The organism is Marinifilum sp. D714, from assembly GCF_030851345.1.
Lineage (GTDB): Bacteria > Bacteroidota > Bacteroidia > Bacteroidales > Marinifilaceae > Marinifilum.
Genome location: NZ_JALPNU010000007.1, coordinates 32,060 through 50,964, shown reverse-complemented (window position 1 = coordinate 50,964; position 18,905 = coordinate 32,060). Strand labels below are relative to the sequence as shown.

The 18,905-nt window shown below is 36.7% G+C and carries 14 protein-coding genes; all 14 read right to left on the bottom strand.

Annotated features, from left to right (window positions below):
* Positions 1–64: 64 nt before the first annotated feature.
* Positions 65–856, bottom strand: coding sequence for a hypothetical protein (locus M0051_RS08875; RefSeq protein WP_306741180.1), 792 nt, complete (start codon positions 854–856; stop codon positions 65–67).
* Positions 853–2,805, bottom strand: coding sequence for a putative phage abortive infection protein (locus M0051_RS08870; protein WP_306741179.1), 1,953 nt, complete (start codon positions 2,803–2,805; stop codon positions 853–855). The genes M0051_RS08875 and M0051_RS08870 overlap by 4 nt, the downstream gene beginning before the upstream one ends.
* 7 nt (positions 2,806–2,812) lie before the next feature.
* Positions 2,813–5,959, bottom strand: a complete 3,147-nt coding sequence (locus tag M0051_RS08865; protein ID WP_306741178.1) for a type I restriction endonuclease subunit R — start codon at positions 5,957–5,959, stop codon at positions 2,813–2,815.
* On the bottom strand, positions 5,956–7,137 hold the full coding sequence (locus M0051_RS08860) for an SIR2 family protein (RefSeq protein ID WP_306741177.1): 1,182 nt from the start codon (positions 7,135–7,137) through the stop codon (positions 5,956–5,958). The genes M0051_RS08865 and M0051_RS08860 overlap by 4 nt, the downstream gene beginning before the upstream one ends.
* Positions 7,138–7,143: 6 nt before the next feature.
* Positions 7,144–8,496: a restriction endonuclease subunit S gene (locus tag M0051_RS08855; protein WP_306741176.1), complete on the bottom strand. Its 1,353-nt coding sequence runs from the start codon at positions 8,494–8,496 to the stop codon at positions 7,144–7,146.
* The gene (locus M0051_RS08850; protein ID WP_306741175.1) at positions 8,486–10,261 is read right to left on the bottom strand and encodes a type I restriction-modification system subunit M; all 1,776 of its coding nucleotides are present in this window, start codon (positions 10,259–10,261) and stop codon (positions 8,486–8,488) included. Before M0051_RS08850 ends, M0051_RS08855 begins: the two co-directional genes overlap by 11 nt.
* A 49-nt stretch (positions 10,262–10,310) precedes the next feature.
* On the bottom strand, positions 10,311–11,459 hold the full coding sequence (locus M0051_RS08845) for a PD-(D/E)XK nuclease family protein (RefSeq protein WP_306741174.1): 1,149 nt from the start codon (positions 11,457–11,459) through the stop codon (positions 10,311–10,313).
* 13 nt (positions 11,460–11,472) lie between these two features.
* Positions 11,473–13,122, bottom strand: coding sequence for a TIGR04141 family sporadically distributed protein (locus tag M0051_RS08840; protein ID WP_306741173.1), 1,650 nt, complete (start codon positions 13,120–13,122; stop codon positions 11,473–11,475).
* Positions 13,123–13,146: 24 nt separating this feature from the next.
* Positions 13,147–13,983 (bottom strand): GIY-YIG nuclease family protein, encoded by an 837-nt coding sequence (locus M0051_RS08835; RefSeq protein ID WP_306741172.1) that lies wholly within the window; start codon positions 13,981–13,983, stop codon positions 13,147–13,149.
* A gap of 263 nt (positions 13,984–14,246) precedes the next feature.
* Positions 14,247–14,684: a hypothetical protein gene (locus tag M0051_RS08830; RefSeq protein WP_306741171.1), complete on the bottom strand. Its 438-nt coding sequence runs from the start codon at positions 14,682–14,684 to the stop codon at positions 14,247–14,249.
* Positions 14,685–14,961: 277 nt separating this feature from the next.
* The gene (locus tag M0051_RS08825; protein ID WP_306741170.1) at positions 14,962–15,702 is read right to left on the bottom strand and encodes a hypothetical protein; all 741 of its coding nucleotides are present in this window, start codon (positions 15,700–15,702) and stop codon (positions 14,962–14,964) included.
* A gap of 132 nt (positions 15,703–15,834) precedes the next feature.
* On the bottom strand, positions 15,835–16,122 hold the full coding sequence (locus tag M0051_RS08820; protein ID WP_306741169.1) for a helix-turn-helix domain-containing protein: 288 nt from the start codon (positions 16,120–16,122) through the stop codon (positions 15,835–15,837).
* 232 nt (positions 16,123–16,354) lie between these two features.
* Positions 16,355–17,341: an RteC domain-containing protein gene (locus M0051_RS08815; RefSeq protein ID WP_306741168.1), complete on the bottom strand. Its 987-nt coding sequence runs from the start codon at positions 17,339–17,341 to the stop codon at positions 16,355–16,357.
* Between the two features lie 144 nt (positions 17,342–17,485).
* Positions 17,486–18,688: a site-specific integrase gene (locus M0051_RS08810; protein WP_306741167.1), complete on the bottom strand. Its 1,203-nt coding sequence runs from the start codon at positions 18,686–18,688 to the stop codon at positions 17,486–17,488.
* Positions 18,689–18,905: the final 217 nt, after the last annotated feature.

Sequence of the window (18,905 nt, the reverse complement as noted above, 5' to 3'; positions counted from 1 at the left end):
TAGAATTGGTTGGCACAAAAGTGCCAACCAATTTCTATAAGATAATTAAGGTATAAACTTGGATTTAATTGGTATTTATTTTAGGAAATTCGGAAGGGTCCAAGTCAATAGGTTTTGATGGTGATTGAGGCTTGTAATACGATGTGGATTTGGTTTCTTTTCCGATTTTCACTTCTTTTTTGACACGCTTCCATTCATGCTTTATTAAATTTTGTCCTTCAGTTTGCAGCTGATTTAAGTTTACAGATATTTTCGTGCTATTATCTGTTGGGTATTCAATTAAATCTCTAAGTGAATCCAACAATTCGATAACGAAAAAATCTTGAAGTGGATTGAGTTTTAATTTCAATCTTGTAATTGCCGCTACAACCTCTGTTTTTATTGGAAGGCTTTCTTTTGTATTATTTATGGAAGTGTTTATGACATTACCTGCATCCCCTGCAGAAAATTTTTCATCCTGAAACATTTCAATTCCTTTTGCTAATACATTCACACCCAACTCTTGCAAATGTTTTTGTGATATTTCAACAAACAAATGAGTTTTGGAAACTATTTCTGTAATATCCTCGCGAAGCTGATCTAGCCATGTGATTCTTTGACGGCATATCACCTCAACGAAGCGAGTTGATTCCAAATTTTCTTTGATGTAGGAATCTTTTAAATGTTCCAGATCCTTTTGAATATCGCCCTTATGAGATTCTAATTGGGTGTCAATTTCTTTCCTGATATCACCTTTGTGAGTTTCAAGATTTTTATCTAGTTGTTTTTGATACCAACGTTGAAATATAAAATAAAGTAGAGATGAAAAGCCTCCAGAAGAAATAATAATAATTAATACTTGTAATGTTACACTCATTTTTTACCAAATTTTAGTTCTTCTAATAGGTCCTCTAAGCAATAAATCAATTGTTGATTTTTGCTCCTCAATATTAACCATATCCCCTTCAAAGTATTATCAAGCATCAATGAAAATCCAACTAAAATGAGTAGCGCAAAAAAAACAAACACACCCAACATTAATCCATCCAAGGATTTGGCTGTATCTAATATTGCATTATAAAAAGATGTTACGATAATACTAACAATAGAACTTGTTACCATTATAATAAATGGGTAAGAATATTTTTTATAGCTATTTCTTCTATCCAAGGTATCAATGAAGAACTGCACAAATTCAGCATTGTCTAACCTCTCTCCAATTCTCTTTTTTAATACACCTCTTTTAATAAGTCGAATCGTTTGCTGAGACCACTTCTTATCTGATATAAGAATTTCGCTATATTCGTTCTTTATTACTTTTGCTGTTTTCTTTCTGGAGTAAAATACTGAAAAAACAAAAGAACCTAAGCAGGGCAACAATAACCACCAATAATTTACATTATCGCTGTTATTAGTCCAGATAAACAGCAATATAGCAGAAAATATATTAGAACTATAAATTATTAATTGCCAATCCCACCTATACTTTTTCCATATTAAGCCCAAGAAAGAAATATCCTCTGTCCATAGTTTAATTTTATCGTCAAAGCTCATATCAATCTTGTGTGGCGTTTTTTTTTTAGAGTTATCACTAATACCTTTATACCATTCAAAATCAACTTTAGGATAATAATACTGAGGTCTCATATATGGAATAAAATTTTCTGGTAGATTCTTAATTAGATTATATTTCGAAATTAACCCTTCACCTTGACGCTCATATTCCCAATTCCTCCCAAGTTTGGTAAGGGAATTAATAAAAAGTAATGCCTGTTCATAATTTGACATCTGAGCTCTAAGTGTTTTTATCATATCTTTCTTGTCGTCCAGTGACAATAACCATATCGGTTGTCCGTCTATATACTTTACGGCTTGATATAAATGTCTAAAGTAATGTCCAAGATGATATTGATGACCACCGAAAAATTTCACTTTACCTTTTGCATTATTATCTATAAGCTCTTTTAATTTAAAATCATCTTTACTTTTCAAATTTTTAGAATGACTAATTTTATTTGAGCTTTCCCATACTGTTACAATTTTCTTTATTATAAAGTAGATACTTTTATTTGTATTCTTTTGATTTTCTAAAACCTCAAAAAGTTTTGGCTTATACCCTGTAATTAAATTATCGATATAGTTTCTTAGTTCATCTTCAACATCCAAAGGAATTCCCCAAAACATTATATGATAGGCAATTTCATTTAAATTGTATTTCTCTTGCCATACGTCAAATTTAAACTCTAAGTATTCACCTTTAGAATTTTTAAATTGATTGTATTCTTTTTCATTGTATAAGGCTCTTTTTATCTTTAAATCATTACTATCACAATTGATGTATGGGTCAACCTTAATAACGGTATGGCATAACCTCCTCGCAACCTTATACTGATCAAAAATGGTTTTAATTGCTCTCCTCCCTGTAACAACCTCCTCTTCCGGTTTACGACCATTTTCATCGTAATAGAAAGGATTTCGATATCTCATCTCTTTTACATTCTCACGATAATACTTGATCATTTCAAAGAATTTGGCCTCTATTTGTTGACGACGAAAGGAGCGAATTTGAAATAGTAATGTACCCGCAAGAAGAAATGCACCTATAAAAGAGCCAAATTGCGACCACACACCAGTATTAATATTCCAGGTAATTGAATTACCTGTAGAACTTATGAACAAAACAATTAAAAGAATACACCAACAAAAAATGGCACTTCCTGCAATCCATTTTTTTGAATTTCTCGTTGTTATTTTTAAATAAGGCCAAATGGCTATTGCACTTAATACAATCGCTACAATTAATAATATCCAATAAATTATTTCCATAGTCTTTTTATACAGTCCAATCCTCAGCCAAAACTTCGGCTTGTTTTAATATTAATTCGATTGCTTCGGGTGCTTTATCGGGTGGATATTTGTAGCGGCGAAGCAGGCGGCGAACCATATTGCGGATTTTAGCGCGGACGCTGTCGCGGACTTGCCAATCGACCGTTGTGCTGTTTCGCAATTTTTCGGTAAGCTCGACGGCAATGTTTTTTAGTGTTTCTTCGTGGAGTGCACGAACTGCACTTTCGTTGCTGGCTAAAGCATCGTAGAAACGTATTTCATCAGGGTTTAAGCCCAATTCCTGCTCACGTTGCATGGCTTTTTGGAAATCCTTGGCCATATCGATCAGCTCCTCGATTACCTGAGCGGTTTCGATTTGTCGGTTGTGGTATTTTCGAAGGGACTCCAGTAAACGATCGCTGTACTTCATTTCCTGTACCAGGTTGCCTTTTGCATGGTGCTTGATGTTGTCCTTCAGTAATTTTTCCAAAAGGGCAATGGCAAAGTTCTTGTGCTTTAACCTGCGGACCTCATCGAGAAAATCTTCGGATAAAATGCCGATATTGGGTTTTTCCAAACCAGCCAGGCTGAAGATATCTTCTACTCCTTCGGCAAGAACTGCATTGTCCAATATTTTTTGAAGGGCTGAGTTCTTTTCTTCCTCCACTCGCTTGCGATCAACAGAGGTATGCTTGATGATGGTTGCTTTTACAGCATTGAAAAAGGCCACTTCGATACTGTTCTCTTTCGCTTCATCGAGTGTCCCACATAAAGCCAATGCTGAGTTGATTGCCGCCATCAGATCCAGAAAACGTTTTTTTCCATTTTGGGTATCCTCCAGAATGTGATTTACCGCAGGAATTAAGAGCTCCAATGGCTTTTCTTTGTAAGCGGAGTAATCAAAGCCATGAAACAAATCACGCAGCGCGCTTAGTTTGGCTTGAAAAACGACCAAGGCTTCCTGTGCCTTGTTGGTAGGCGATCCTTTTCCTTTGGAATCGGTATAGGTTTTCAGTGCCCGCTTCAGGTCATTGGCTATGCCAATATAATCGACCACCAAACCACCGGGCTTGTTCTTGAACACACGATTTACCCTTGCGATGGCCTGCATTAGGTTGTGGCCTTTCATGGGTTTGTCGACATACATGGTATGGCATGGGGGCGCATCGAAACCGGTTAGCCACATGTCGCGGACGATTACGATTTGCAAGTCATCCTTTTCATCCTTGAAACGCCCCTCCAGATCTTTCTTTACTTTCTTGGAATAGACGTGCTTTTGAAGCAGTTCCTTATCGGAAGCGGAACCGGTCATGATGACCTTAATCTTTCCCTTCATTGGATCATCGTTGTGCCAATGGGGAGCCAGTTCTACAATTTTGTTGTACATGCGAACGCAGATATCACGACTCATGCAGACAATCATGGCTTTTCCGTCGATGATTCTGGTTCTTTCCCTGAAGTGCTTCACCAGATCTTCGGCCACTTCCTGAATTCTTTCATCAGCACCTACGAGTTTTTCCAGGGCAGCCCACTTGCTCTTGGTGTTTTCGCGGGATACAAAATCCTCTTCGTCTTCGATTACCTCTTCAACTTCCTTGTTGAGTTCCTCAATTTGTGCCTGGTTGATGTCGAGTTTTGCCAAACGACTCTCGTAAAAGATCGGTACAGTAGCTCCATCGTCTACTGCATCCTGAATGTCGTAAATGCTTACGTACTCCCCAAAAACCGATTGAGTATCCTTATCGGTTGTTGCAATTGGTGTACCCGTAAAACCTATGAAGGTTGCGTTCTTCAGGGCATCGCGCAAGTGCTGTGAATAGCCGTATTTGTAAATCCCTGTTTTGGTATCGAGCTTGGCTTTGTCGCCATATTGCGAGCGGTGTGCCTCATCGCTAATTACCACAATGTTGTGACGCTTGCTCAGCAATGGGTGTTTGGTTTCGCCCTGGTATAAGGCAAATTTTTGAATGGTGGTAAATACAATCCCACCAGAATTTTTACTTTCCAGTATATCGCGCAGGTCTTCGCGACTTGTAGCCTGAACGGGCTCCGTTTTTAATAAGTCGGCAGACTGGGAAAAGGTTTCGTACAGCTGGCCATCCAGATCGGAGCGATCGGTTACCACTACAATGGTTGGATTCATCATTTCGGCCTGCTGTACCAATTTCCCTGCATAGCAGACCATGGAGATGCTTTTACCTGAGCCCTGTGTATGCCAAATGACGCCTGCTTTTTTACAGCCTTTTTCAACACGATTGGCATAATCGGCTCTTGGCTCCTGAGCCAATTCCAGTTCTTCTACATTGCTGGCTTTAATTGTTGCCCTTACCGCTGCACGAACTGCATGAAACTGATGGTAAGCCGCAATTTTCTTAATCAATTTGCCATTGCCATTTTCAAAAAGAATGAAATGGCGCAGGTAATCGAGAAAGAGTTCAGGTTTGAAGAAACCTTTTACCACTTTTTCCAATTCGAACTCCACGATTGGGCGATCTCCTTCATCTTCGATGGTACGCCAAGGTACAAAACGTTCTTTGTTGGCCGTTAGAGATCCTACACGTGCCATGATGCCATCGGAGATAATTAGTGCCTGATTGAAGATGAATAGATCTTCTATATCATTCTTGTAGGTTTGCAATTGGTTGTAAGCATCCCAAATGTCGGTTTCCTCGTTGGCCGGATTCTTTAATTCGATTACCGACAACGGAAAGCCATTGATGAATAGTACAATATCGGGACGGCGGGTGTGCTTTTCGCCTGCAATGGAGAATTGCTTGACCACCAAAAAGCGATTGGCTGAAACGGAATTGAAATCGATTAGAAAAACCACTTCTTCCACCTCCTGACCATCGCGTTGGAATTCCACTTTTACACCATTTAAAAGCAACTTATGGAATGCCTTGTTTTTGTGGATGGCGTTGATTCCTTCGATGTGTTTGATTTGGTGAATGACCTCTTCGATTTTCTCTTGGGGGATTTCAGTATTCAATGCAGAAAGTGCCTGGAAACATTCCTTTTGAAGAATGACTTCGGAGAAATCGTTTCGATAAGGTGTTGCTGTTTCAGGGGCAATGTCGGCTCCGTTTAGGTAGTTGTAGCCTGTGTCCTGAAACCAGGTTAAGGTTATTTGTTCGAGTTGGTTTTCGTTGATCATTTTTGAGGCTTTTTAAATTCCACTTTACCATTAACTACATCCAATGCTAAGCCTAACATTTCTGCTGGCATATTATATTTTCCTTTTGGATACCAAATCGGTCTAATGTTAATGGGTAATAATCTATTTTCCGTTTCTCTTTTCCATGCTCGATTATCAGGATTCTTATTTTCTAATAAAGCAAAGTGTTCAGGTATCTCAAATTGCCCCTCTTCTTTTATAAACTTAAATAATTCTAATGTTCTATCTTGTTCTAAACTACATCCTAAGAATAATAGAGAGTTACTAATAAATATTTGTCTTAAAGTTTTTGGAAGAGGTTTTTTAAAGTCAATTGTTCGCTCATCAATATTGTATGCATTATCGTATTGCTGTTTACAGAAAATATATGTGTCCTCATATTCAACATCACCATGAAGTTTTAAGATACAGCGATCACCTTTTATTAATTTGGAAACGAATTGATTCTTTTGCTGCACACCATGCATAAACCCTTGAAAGGGTTTATTCTCAGCTTCAAAAACAACTTCTAAAATTTTGTCGTAATTTGTGGTTATTACTGCCCCATTTGTAATTTTTGTTAGAAGTTGTGGTATACCTGGCTTGCAAATTTCTTTTTTTGTAGCTTCTGTAATTTCAAACCTCTTTTTTATAAAATAATTGAATTGTTGAGGGTCTTTTTCAAACAAGACTTGAGCAGCTTCCAGATAGGAATTGGATTTTATTAACTCATTGTACTCATCAATCCCCAAATCTTTTAATTCCTCATAAATGCTATCTAATGCTTCTCCCCATAATGGATAAGAATAACCTTTAGAAATACCAGCTCCGACAAAAGGGGTAATACGTTGCCTCCTTATGGAATCAACAAGACCTTCAAATATCGTATCTTGGTTACTATTAAAAAGAAACGAAATCAACTCTTTATGCTGACTTTCTATTTCTTCATTTCTATAGTTTTCTAATTCATCCCAATAGGAGACTCTTTCTACCCAAAATAAAATTTCACTTGGAGAAAATGAATATGGATCTCTTTCAAGTATTTTACTATTAAATTGAATTGACTGTTCACCATCAAAATCATTATTAAACTCTTCATTGCTATTCAGAGCCGTTGTCAAAACATCTTCAACCCTTGAAATTACATGTTCATTATTTTTAATTAATTTGTTTTGCATAGCTACTTAAAGGTTAGTCGTGATTGCGCCAGATAATAATTTGGGTAATAATGTATCTCGTTGTAGCGAAAGCACAGAGTTTTGTTTCATGCAATTTGAAGCTTGTTCAAATAATGAAATAAAATTATCAGTAATTAATTGGTATGAACTATCGTTGGGCATAACAACCTGCATCCTTTTCATATCAGCAACAGTAACATGACCTAATCCTGTTGTTTGCTTATTTTTAGCTATTTGAATCAATTGAGGTTTAAGAAACTTAAGTAAATAATACACAAATACTTTTTGTTCTATATTTTCTGTATTTATTTTGAAAATATGTTGGTTTAACCATCCTTGACCACCATACCATTTAAAAACTTCCAATGATGTTTCAGGACTACCAGACCAAGAATAAAGCATATCATCATTGTTTATTCTATATTTTTCAGGCATTTCTTTTGAGGTATATTTGGTCTGTGCTGAAATTCCTGATTTTAGTTCTGCAATTTTAATAATCGGCAATCCTTCTTTAGATTCTGAAAAATCTTTTGACTTAAATGCTCCTCCATTTACATATTCAGCAGTTTCATAAAGAGGCTTTAAAATCCATCCCTCTGGCATCAATCCCAACTCACTCTCCACCAATTGATCAGGGAAAAGATCGGCAGTGGCTCGAAGTTCGTCGTATTCTGGAGACGCAAAACCTTGCGTCTCTACGGCGGTTTTTCCACTGATGGCTTCCATGGCTGCCAATTGTGGGTCTTTGCCCTGGGCTTTGGCTTGTATTTTTGCTTTTACGGGGTCGAAATCTACAAACCACGATTTGAAAAGGGCTTGGGCGATTTGTTCCAATGTTTGGTTGATGCGGTTGTTGTTTGCGATTTTGTAAATGAAATCAAATCCTAACTTTGCTATTGCTTTTTGAATTTTATTAATTGGATATTTAATAGGATAATAAGCAATAGATTCAAATGTTATTTGCGGAAATGTACCTGATCTAGAATCTGCTACCATTTTAAATTCATCTTCTACTTCATTACTTATCAATTTTAGATATAAAAATTCAGATGTTATTCCAATTGGTCTAATAACCATAAACTTTGTGGACACAACAAAGTCCTCACATTCAAAATCAACTAGCAAATACCGCTTATTTCCTGGTCTAATTTCACTATATAAGATATCTCCCTTTTTTATTGCTTTTTTTGCTTGCCCGGGTAATTTATTCACATTAGTATAAGTTTGATGTAATAATTTACCTTCCAAAACATCACCAGTATTTATAAAAATAACCTTAGTTTTATTCTTAAAATCAAAAGGACGTGAAATGTTTTCTGCAACTTCTCCCAGTCTTTTAGTTTGCCAATCAGATCTCATATCCCAGCCCTCCCAACTGTTTTTTAATTTCAGCTTCCAGACGGTTTCCTTCTTCCAAATGTTCTTTTAGTTCGATTGTTAGTCGTGTCATTTTTTCGGCAAAAGGTTCCGTGTCTTCTTCCTGGGCAGCAGTCCCCACGTAGCGGCCAGGTGTGAGGATGTGGTCGTTTTTGCGGATATCTTCGAGGGTGGCTGATTTGCAGTAGCCTGGGATGTCTTCATACCCTTCGACTTCGCTCAGGGCAGGCACTTCGACTTCGCTCCCTTCGGCTTCGCTCAGGGTCCTGTTGGCACTTCGACTCTGCTCCCTTCGACTTCGCTCAGGGGCCGGGTCAGTCTGCCAAGCGTGGAAGGTGTCGGCAATATCTTTGATGTCTTCTAAGGTGAAGTCGCGGAGTACGCGATCTTTCATGTATCCTTTTTCGCGAGCATCGATGAAAAGTACTTCGCCGTGGCGGGCACGTTTTTTATCTTTGGCATCCTTGTTTTTGGTCAGGAACCAGATGCATGCCGGGATTTGCGTGTTGGTGAACAATTGCCCTGGCAGGGCCACCATGCATTCTACCAAATCGGCTTCGATAATTGCTTTTCGAATTTCTCCTTCGCTGTTGGTGTTGGAGCTCATGGAACCATTGGCCAATAGCAATGCCATGGAGCCATTGGGGCTTAAGTGGTGAATCATGTGCTGCAACCATGCAAAGTTGGCGTTGCTTTGTGGTGGAGTACCGTATTTCCAACGTACATCGTTTGCCAGTTTTTCTGTCCACCACTCCTTCATGTTAAAAGGGGGATTGGCCATGATGTAATCGGCACGCAAATCGGGGTGCAGATCGTTGTTCATGGTATCGGCCGGCTGCGCTCCAAAATTGAAGTCGATGCCACGGATGGCCATGTTCATGGCTGCCAATTGCCAGGTGGTATGGTTGTACTCCTGTCCGTAGACGGAGATGTTGTCAATTTTTCCTCCAAACTCTTTAATGAATTTTTCGCTTTGTACGAAGAAACCTCCCGATCCCATAGCAGGGTCATATACTCTACCTTGATAAGGTTCCAACATTTCAACAATTAGGCTAACGATTGATTTTGGGGTGTAGAACTGACCACCTTTTTTTCCTTCGGCGCTGGCAAATTGTCCTAAAAAGTATTCGTAAACGTGACCTAAAATATCTTTGGAAGACAAAGATTTGTGATCGAGTTGAATGCTTCCAATTAGGGAGATTAGATCGCCTAATTTGTCGTTATCCAAGTTTAAACGTGCATAGGTTTTGTTTAGGATTCCCTTTAGCTTTGGGTTGTCCTTTTCGATGGCAGCCAGGGCATTGTCCACTAATATCCCCACCGATCTTAGTTTTTCATGTACCTCTTCGCCTTTGCTGTTTATTATTTTCCATGGCAGATCGGAACCAGCAGGCAATTTTGCATTGTCTTCCAACATGCTCCAACGGGCACGTTCAGGCACCCAGAATACATTTTTCTCGGTATAGTAGTCTCTAACCTCCAATTCGAAATTCAGTTCTTCCTGGTATTCTTCATCTGTACCAAAATCCTCACGAGGCAAATAGTATTCGTGCTTTGGATCTGTGAGCTGTTCTTCCAGTTTGGTTCGTCTTTTCTGGAAAGCATCGCTTACGTATTTTACGAATATCAAGCCCAAAACGGCATGCTTGTATTCGGCTGCTGAAAGTGTTGAACGCAGTTTATCGGCTGCAGTCCAGAGTTTTTTATCTAGTTCTTGTAAGAATTTTTGTTCTTCTTGAGATGTCATATATTGTGTTTCTTTGAATTCAGACAACAAATGTAGTTAACATTTGAGCTTATTGTTCGACTGGTTGAGGATTTCTTTTTTGTTTTTCTTTCCTGCTCTCTTTTATGTAGCTATTCAAGTGAGTATATACTGAGTACAAACCATCTTCTTTGAGTTTGCGTACGATAAATAAGTTTAAATCATGAAAATTTTCCAGTCCCAAATCATAAGATTTACTTGCGAAATGTTCGTAGTTTTGATCCTTAATTTCAAAGAAGTCATCTCGTCTCACGTCATCTGTTATAGCTGGAAACTGAATGTTGCGATATTGTTCGCGATCATTTAATAATTTATTTCTCATCTCCACAATTAGATGCAATTGACCTCCAACTTCATTCAGCAATTCTCCATACACTACAGTAATCACTAAATCTTTATGACTTGGAGAAATCATATATCTCAATCTTTTTCCTCTATTCTTATCTTTTGGTTTGGCCAATTTCAAATTACCACCTAGTTCTTTACATGCTTTTGCAATTTCATCTTCCACATGAACTTGAATATTTCTGCGATATTTAACCAATTGATTGATTTTGTCTTTATTCAGCAAAAACAGTTCTAATTCCTCAACTTTCATATGACTCAAACTTAAGTTCTTAATGTTTTGATGTAGATCTTCCAGAAAAATCAAATATTTCGGTGATGCTTGTTCTTTATAAATATTCAAATTCCTCATTACCTCTTCCATTAACTCCAGATGGGTGATGTTAATAAAATTCTCATTCCCAGTGTATGGAATTTTTCTAAGAGATAGTACGACACCAATTTTATTTTTCACTCTAATTGTATCCCAATAATCATGCAGTTTATTATTTAGAATATGATAAACCTTATTTTCTATAATAATGGCCTCACTATCATTTTTGAGTAACAGATCAATGCGTCCTCCATCGTCTGTTGGGAATTCGGTATGTATTCCGAAATATTCAAAAGAGAAGCATTTATCAGATTTTTTATTTTTCACTAAATTCAAGAAACTTTTAATAAATAGATCTGTAAATCCATGCTCTTCACTTTTCTTAAAAAAGAAAGCATAAATATTGGAGAGCACATTCTCGTAATGAGGTTGCTTGGCTATCCCCAAAAAGGTTTTGGGTTTGGCTTTTATTATAGGGATATCTGCTTTTTCAAGAAAAGCTTGCAGTTGTTCCATGTTCATTTATTGACTTATTTTATTGTTTGGCTATTTCTTTATAGCCACATCCAGCAATAGAAACCTGAAATCCCTTTTGTTGTAATGTTCTATTGATTCTAAACAGATTAATTTTGCTAAAAAAAGGTAAACGAGTTGCAATATTCTCATTCGATTTATAACCCAAAATCAAAAAGCTGATTTCATACTCGCTACTTTTTAATTTATCTAGTGGAATCATATTTGAATCTGCATGAACTTCTCTTAACTTAGCTCTAGCCAATTTTCTAAGTTCTTTATCTGAAAGTAAAGATTCTGCAGAAACATACCCTTGTGCAAATAAATGACTCAAACTAGAAGATCCACCCTTTTTATGCTTTACGTGAATCAACTGTTTCTTTGGAGTAAGTATGTCGCAAACCTCAATTGAAGATGACATCATTTTAGTTTTGATCATTTTCTTATCTAAAAGATAAAATCCAGTTTCTTTGCAAACTCGTTCATTGTACTCGCCTTCTGTTTCAATTTTAATCACCTCTCCTTTTTTTGTATGTTCTCTCCATTTGTGAACAGGTGAAAAAGGAAAATCAGATTGATTAATTTGTGCTAACTCTTCATCAATTACTTTTAAAAAATCATTCTCTACTTCAAACCAATCTCCCATGAACAACACATAAGTATTCTCTTTCTCTTCAATTTCAGTATAAAGACATTTTGACAAAGAAAATTGCATCGGCGTTGAATTACATTCATGAACAAAAACCTTATCTCCTTTAAGTCGATCTTCATTATAACTATCCACATCAATTGCATCATAGTAATCTCTTATATCCAATGATGGATTTATATTACCTTTTTTTCTAGTGTAAGAAAACCCATCAACTTTGTCCCATGAAATAATTTCTGGTAGTGTTAGGAATGTACGTGATGTATCTTTTTCTAATATATTCTTCAATACAACTTCATTCAACTTTTTTATTTTTCCTTCATTCCTTAACCTTCTTAAATTATCAACCCAAGAGAAATTTTCCTTGTAATCATCCTTCTTATACAATTTTATTAGTTGGTCAGAAATTTTAGCAATATCAGAGAATTTCATATCACTATTGAATGCAAAAAAAGCATCTCCTCCTGTGATGTTTCTAAATGAAACATCTTCTCTTGAAGTTCCAGTTACAGATTTTAAAATATCTCTTGTAGGATCCAATCCAAAAACATTCATATCTGCACTTCGTGCTGCTTGAGCTCTTTTTTGAACGGGTTGCTCATCTAATGAAAACATATCAACACTTCGAAGGCTGTTATGATCGATACTATTTAAGGCTGTTTTTATTCCGAAATCTGTCACCAAATATTTTGGATCAATCATAAACCTACCATACCCAAATATATAGGCTAAAGTATATTTCTTCCTTTTTACAAACAGAACTGCGGAACAGCTTTTAGAATTCAATCTCTTTATTTCTTCTTCTACTGCCTCCTGAATAAATTCTTTCCATTTCGGTTGTGTATCGAATGCCTCTTTAACCAACAGAATCCCATCAATATCAAACTTAGGATTTAGTTTATATGATGTACACTCTAAACCGTCGGACATAAATTTCTGATAGCCAAGTTTCCCTTTATACTTTGATTTAAGCATACAGACTCTTAACGAAATAGATTTCTTATCTTTTATTGCGGAAGCCATTATAGAATTGGTTTTAGGTTATATTTATTTTCTTTTCAGCTCATCTAGTGTCTTTCCTTTTTTATCCTTCCATTCTGTCCAACCATTGGCATTACGACCTAACACTTGTGTTGCTGCGGAGCTTGGTGAGTTAAAGATTTCATTCTCTTGAAAAATGAGAACACCATTTTTTTCTAATAACACCTTTCTCTCAATTAAATTGGCTCTATGTTTTTTTATCCAATTATTACATGCAGGAGCTAGTTCTTTATTGGCTTTAGATCCCTTGAAAACCACAAAACCATCTTCTTTGTATTCGCCTTCGGCTAGAGCTTCCTTTCCCTTGCAAAACAATAGCTCTTTGGATTTTTCTTCTTTCTCAATTGTGTCAAATAGAGGAAATCCTAATGTTGAGAGCAAGATTTTGATTGTGTCAAAATTGTCCAGCAAGTCGGCTTCCATGGTTTCCGGAACCTTGAATTTTCTTGGATTCACAGAATTCTCCAATGCATAACGATTGGCTTCCGTAGCTTTTGTGATTGCCAGCTCCTCCAGATATTCTACATGAGTTTGGGTAAAACTTTCGGTTTTCGAAATAATTAAAACGGCATAGTTCCAGAAGTCTTTCTTTTGATCGTGGGTTTTTATGCGATCTAAGCAATTACGAGATTGTCCGATATAAACCAATGTTTTTGCATCTTCTCCATTTTTGCCAAAAAGAAAATAGATGCCTGGACGGCTTACTTCTTTTCTCTTGGAGGCTTCGTTCATCTTGCTGCGAGGAATGAAGATTGCTTGTTCTATATTAGAGGTTATCTCGGCTAGTTTGATGCCACGCGGGGAACCATCTGTAAGGAAGACTTGGATTGTTTTGCCTCTCATGCTATTCTTTTTCTAAGTTTTACTTTTGGGTTGATCAAATTTAAGTAAAATTGAATAGAAGAAAAGAATAAGCATAAAAAATTTATTACTCAGAAATAATTTTTCTTTACCTTTAATGTCGTAAATAATTAATATTAACCGTAGTTAATAGTTGTAAAGGACCTCCCTGTTTTGGGGAGGTTTTCTTGTTTTTGAAAGTCGAATCCCGAAGGGTCGGGACCAGCAAAGTTGGAATTCAAGCTTCGACTTCGCTCAGCTACCAATTAAAATTGCTGCTCCAAGGTTGAGATGAAATAATTGAGGGCTGTTTTAGATTTGGCCAAGTCGGCTATTAATGTTGTGATGCGGATGTACTCTGCAGTTAGAATTTCAGGATATGGATGTTCGTAAACAATCTTGGCCAAAGCTTCTCTAAATCCTTCTCTCCTATTTTTCCTGCTGTGGTTCAAAATGGATTGGTACAAGGGTGGTAAATTTTCAATGACCTCGAGGTTTGATTTGTGCATTGCCTGAGCAAAGGAATTAGCATATGCCAGGAATGTATTCAAGGCATAGGTGTTTTTTCTGAAGCATTCTTTTGAAGTGTAGAATTGAATTAATTCTGATGGCTTTTCGATGTTAAAATATCGTGGGTGCTTGCAAATTGTTTCGATGTTTTCGAAGCAATTCAACTTGCTCTCCAACTCTCCTTTTATTTCCATGAGGTCGTGGAGTTCCAACTGGGTTTTGTCCATGAGGGAAATTATCTCGTTGGACAATAAAGAGCTATTTTCCAAAAAGAAGCTGATGAGGAGGTTTATTTGGAAGTGGAGGTTTGTAAGGTAGTGTTTAAGATTATTCATGAGTATTGTTTTAATTACGAATTACGTTTCGCACCAGATAAATCTGGCGGCCATTTGAATTGGACACGCCGTGGCGTTTCCCTACGGGATCCTTGCGGGAATTTCTGCTATCGCAGTCTTCCCTTAGGATCCCTTCTTATAACGGGTCCACTTTTTCCCTGGAGTAGATACACTTCTTCAATGCGGGTTTTGTACGCAGACGCACGTAGCTGGTTATGGCGTTGGAAAGCTGGACCATGACCTGATTATTGTGAATAACCAGTTGCCAGGCTTCCTCATCACCATAAATGCGACAAAACTCGAGTTCATCGAGAGGGATATATAGTGGTTTGTACCGGTGTTTCATTTTTATAAATCCGGCATCCCAGGCCTTTTGTCGGTAACGCGTAGTAGTTGATTTACCGAGTTTGAGAATACTGGCCAGGTATTGTGCAGGCATTTCGTGGAAGCTACAATTCGTAATGGAACGCCCTTTTTTTCGTTCCGATTGTCTTGCTATCCTATGCCTGTACTTGAGATAATATGTGAGTACAGCAGCATATATGAAAGGCCGGAAATTATGAAATTGTGATGTATCAAAAAGTGCTCCGGTAGCAGAATGGAATTGTAGCTTTTTAGAAAGTACAAGATAACTGACTACACGTATGACTCCTCGTTTCGAATTCATTATTACCCAGGAGTTTTTCAATAGCCAATTGAGGTTATTGTGAATGGTCCTGGTTTCTTTAATAGAAAGATTTCTCTTGATTTTTTCAATTGTTTCCTGGTTCCATGGCAGATATCCCGAGCACTGACTCTTCAGATAAAGGTAGAGTCGCACCTGGTTTACTTTGCGCTTTGAAAGTGCAAAGACCAAAAGCTCGATGGGGATGTTCATGGATATCACAAGTAAAAAGTATTAAGTATAAAGGTTAAAGGAAGATAGACTAAGGAATAAGGATAAAGGAGTAATTTTCAAGCTCCAAAATTCAAATCCCAAAATCCAATGCTTCGACTACGCTCAGCATCCTTAAGAGATAGCGTGTTGGTAGTGTTTCTCGAGGAGATCTTGAATGTCGGTCTTTTTGTAGAGGGTTTTGCCTCCAAACTGGATGTAGGCTATCGAAGCCTCATCGCGATGTTTCTGCAGTGTTCGTTTGCAGATTTTTAGGAGTTCGCATACTTCATCAGTATCAAGATAGGTATCTCCCAGTGGATTTCTTTCTTTGAGTGATAGTTGTCTCACTTGCTTCTCAATAGAAGTAATTTTCTCGTTAATGGAGAGAAACATTTTAAGGGTAGCGTCTTGGTTGCTCATGTTGTAATCAAATTTGTTTACAACAATTTTAAAAATGATGTGCGATAGAATCATCCAACTTGTATGGTAGCGTCTTTTTAGAAAATGATGCCATTTATTGCCAGATGGCTAGAAAAATGGCATCATTGGGATGACTTAAAAAAATATCAGGAAACTGAAATTTACATCATTCTACCTGTGAATGCTTCAAAAAAGATTCAAGTTGGATACAAGTTGAAAGCAAAAAGATGCATTACATCTTAGCACTCAATTCGATTTCTTCCTGAAGTTTCTTCAAGAAAGATGCTGGTTCCTTTCTGTCGATGAGCTTTGTAATTCGACTTTCGAAGTCTTTCATTTCATCTAAATTGAAAATTGCTACAAGGTATTCTATCAACTGGTTTCTGGGAATAGGATTACCTTCCTCATCAGTGATTATTCCAATTTTTGTTAGGGCAAAAAGAAGTTCCAGAAAATCTGTTTTAGAAGCATTCCAGTATATTTTCAGTTGAGGTTTTCCATTACTGTTTATTGAATTATTTTCGCGAAGCAACATTTCCTTGCAGCTGCCAATGTGGATGTCGATAATGAAAGAAAACAAACTATTGTGAATATCAATTCCTTTTGCTTTTAACTCTTCACCAATGTTTCTCTTTGCATTTTTGAGGTATTCCACTTTCTCCGATGGCAATGCAATCTGCTCCAGTTGATCCTTGATTTTACTTAAATAAGGATAAAGGTCTTTGATTTGATCTTTCCAATCTATTTGGCTTGCTTCCTCATCCTGCAAATTGTTTTTTTTGCGTATGAGGGCTTTTATGATTCTAATCGATTCCTTAATGACTTTTTGCTGGTGCTTTAGGAAACCTACTAAATATTCCGCTCCAATAAATTCATTTCCGACACATTGAATTGAAGGATTTTGTCCGGACGTGACAGTGGTATTTATATGGTAAGGAATATCGTTTAAACCATTTTTTATCTGCTTTTTAAGCAGTGTAAAAATCTCAAGTTGTTTATCGAGATATGCCAGAGCTTGATTGCTGTCTGAGAAAACATTGAGGTTGGTATGCAGTTCATCCACAAATTCAAGATGCAAGTGATTCAGTTTGTATTTGTATGATATCAAATCATCATAATTATTGAAACTAAATTGATAACCACCATCTCCTTTTGTGAATACTACCGAAGAATTCGTTAATTCTTTTTTGAGAGATTTAAAGGATTTTTCGCTTATCATGCAAAATATTAATTTTAATACCAATTTAACTAAAATCTAACATATTGCAAATTTTTGTTATAAAGCTGCAGCAAAAAGAAGAAAACAACAATAGCTTCACAAGCATTGAATCATAAGCCATTAATAGAAATATTTGTGATAAAACTAAAGTGTGATTAGTCTGTTTGCTGCATCTAAAACTTCATTCTCGAAACTATCGAGATAGATTTGGGTTGTTTTTTCTGTTGTATGGCCAAGTCCTTCGGAAATAACCGCAGTTGGAATTCCTGATCTTTTGGCTATGGTTGCCCAGGAGTGGCGGGCTACGTAAGTTGTTAAACTTAAGGGTAGTTCCAAATACTTTTGAATTTCTTTTAGCTTATAATTATTTACCTGCATTCTGGAACGATAACACCTGTATGGATCTGGATGTTTTGGATCTATTATTGGGAAAATATAATCTTCCGGATTCTTCAGGTCTGAGTATTTAGAAATTAGCTCCATTGCTGGAGGTACCAACTCAAAATTATATAGTTGTGAAGTTTTTTGCCTTGAATAATGCAATCTTCCCTTGACCACATTTTTCACTTTTAAATGGGCTACATCAACAAATGCCATTCCCATGCAGTAAAAACTAAACATGAAATAATCTCTGGCTTTTGCCTGGGCAGGCTTTCCCGTCAAGTCAACATCTCTAATTTTAATAAGATCTTCTTTTGTGAGTGCTCTTTTCTGAGTTTTGGAGTTTTTAATTTTGTACTCTTCGAATGGATAGTTTTCTTTCCTGGCAACTCCTTCTTTGATGGCTCGATTATAAATTGCTCTTATGGTACGCATGTAGAAAGAAATTCCATTAATACTAACTTCTTCCTTTACCAATACGGTTTCGAATTTCTTTAATAACCTATAATCAATCTCATCAAAAGAGATTTCCTTCTTTCCAATTTTCTTTAAAAAGACGGATTTGGTGTTAATGTAGGCATTGGCATTGCCATCTCTCCCCTGCTTTTGGAGCTCCTGGATTAGGTTGTCTGTGAAGGCCGAAAATAATGCCGAATCTACTCCTTTTAATTTTGCAATGATGTCATCAACAGTATAATATTTTCCTGTCGAATCTAAATTCATTATTACTTCACTATACTTTACAATCTCACTCTGAATCTCAAGGTTCTTTCTTTTATACAATCGTCCTTTTGATTTGACTTCAGTAACTAGTATGGATTCCTTCATATTCCAATGTGATTTTGGAACTGAAATCTTCATTGATACATACTTTACTTTCCTATTATGAGTAATCCTTAACATGACCGGAAAAGTATCATCTTTGAATTTTTTTGAAGTAAAAAGTACTGCTTTAACTTTTGCCATATAATCCCTTGTTAAGTTCTGGTTTAAACATGGTTTAAACATTTCTATCAGAAAGATACTATTTTCTTCTTACTTGAACAAGAAAAACAAAGCAACCTAAAGCACTATAAAACCAGCATTTATAAGCAATTCACTTCTAAAAGTAGTATATTCTTCAATTGTAGGAAAACACGAATTTCGCGCCTGGAAAGCGAGTATACGCCAAAAGCGTATCGGG

What these genes read in the sequence shown, in the direction of transcription:
- M0051_RS08875 (WP_306741180.1), bottom strand. Translation starts at nt 856, where the DNA reads ATGAGTGTAACATTACAAGTATTAATTATTATTATTTCTTCTGGAGGC.
- M0051_RS08870 (WP_306741179.1), bottom strand. Translation starts at nt 2,805, where the DNA reads ATGGAAATAATTTATTGGATATTATTAATTGTAGCGATTGTATTAAGT.
- M0051_RS08865 (WP_306741178.1), bottom strand. Translation starts at nt 5,959, where the DNA reads ATGATCAACGAAAACCAACTCGAACAAATAACCTTAACCTGGTTTCAG.
- M0051_RS08860 (WP_306741177.1), bottom strand. Translation starts at nt 7,137, where the DNA reads ATGCAAAACAAATTAATTAAAAATAATGAACATGTAATTTCAAGGGTT.
- M0051_RS08855 (WP_306741176.1), bottom strand. Translation starts at nt 8,496, where the DNA reads ATGAGATCTGATTGGCAAACTAAAAGACTGGGAGAAGTTGCAGAAAAC.
- M0051_RS08850 (WP_306741175.1), bottom strand. Translation starts at nt 10,261, where the DNA reads ATGACATCTCAAGAAGAACAAAAATTCTTACAAGAACTAGATAAAAAA.
- M0051_RS08845 (WP_306741174.1), bottom strand. Translation starts at nt 11,459, where the DNA reads ATGAACATGGAACAACTGCAAGCTTTTCTTGAAAAAGCAGATATCCCT.
- M0051_RS08840 (WP_306741173.1), bottom strand. Translation starts at nt 13,122, where the DNA reads ATGGCTTCCGCAATAAAAGATAAGAAATCTATTTCGTTAAGAGTCTGT.
- M0051_RS08835 (WP_306741172.1), bottom strand. Translation starts at nt 13,983, where the DNA reads ATGAGAGGCAAAACAATCCAAGTCTTCCTTACAGATGGTTCCCCGCGT.
- M0051_RS08830 (WP_306741171.1), bottom strand. Translation starts at nt 14,684, where the DNA reads ATGGAAATAAAAGGAGAGTTGGAGAGCAAGTTGAATTGCTTCGAAAAC.
- M0051_RS08825 (WP_306741170.1), bottom strand. Translation starts at nt 15,702, where the DNA reads ATGAACATCCCCATCGAGCTTTTGGTCTTTGCACTTTCAAAGCGCAAA.
- M0051_RS08820 (WP_306741169.1), bottom strand. Translation starts at nt 16,122, where the DNA reads ATGAGCAACCAAGACGCTACCCTTAAAATGTTTCTCTCCATTAACGAG.
- M0051_RS08815 (WP_306741168.1), bottom strand. Translation starts at nt 17,341, where the DNA reads ATGATAAGCGAAAAATCCTTTAAATCTCTCAAAAAAGAATTAACGAAT.
- M0051_RS08810 (WP_306741167.1), bottom strand. Translation starts at nt 18,688, where the DNA reads ATGGCAAAAGTTAAAGCAGTACTTTTTACTTCAAAAAAATTCAAAGAT.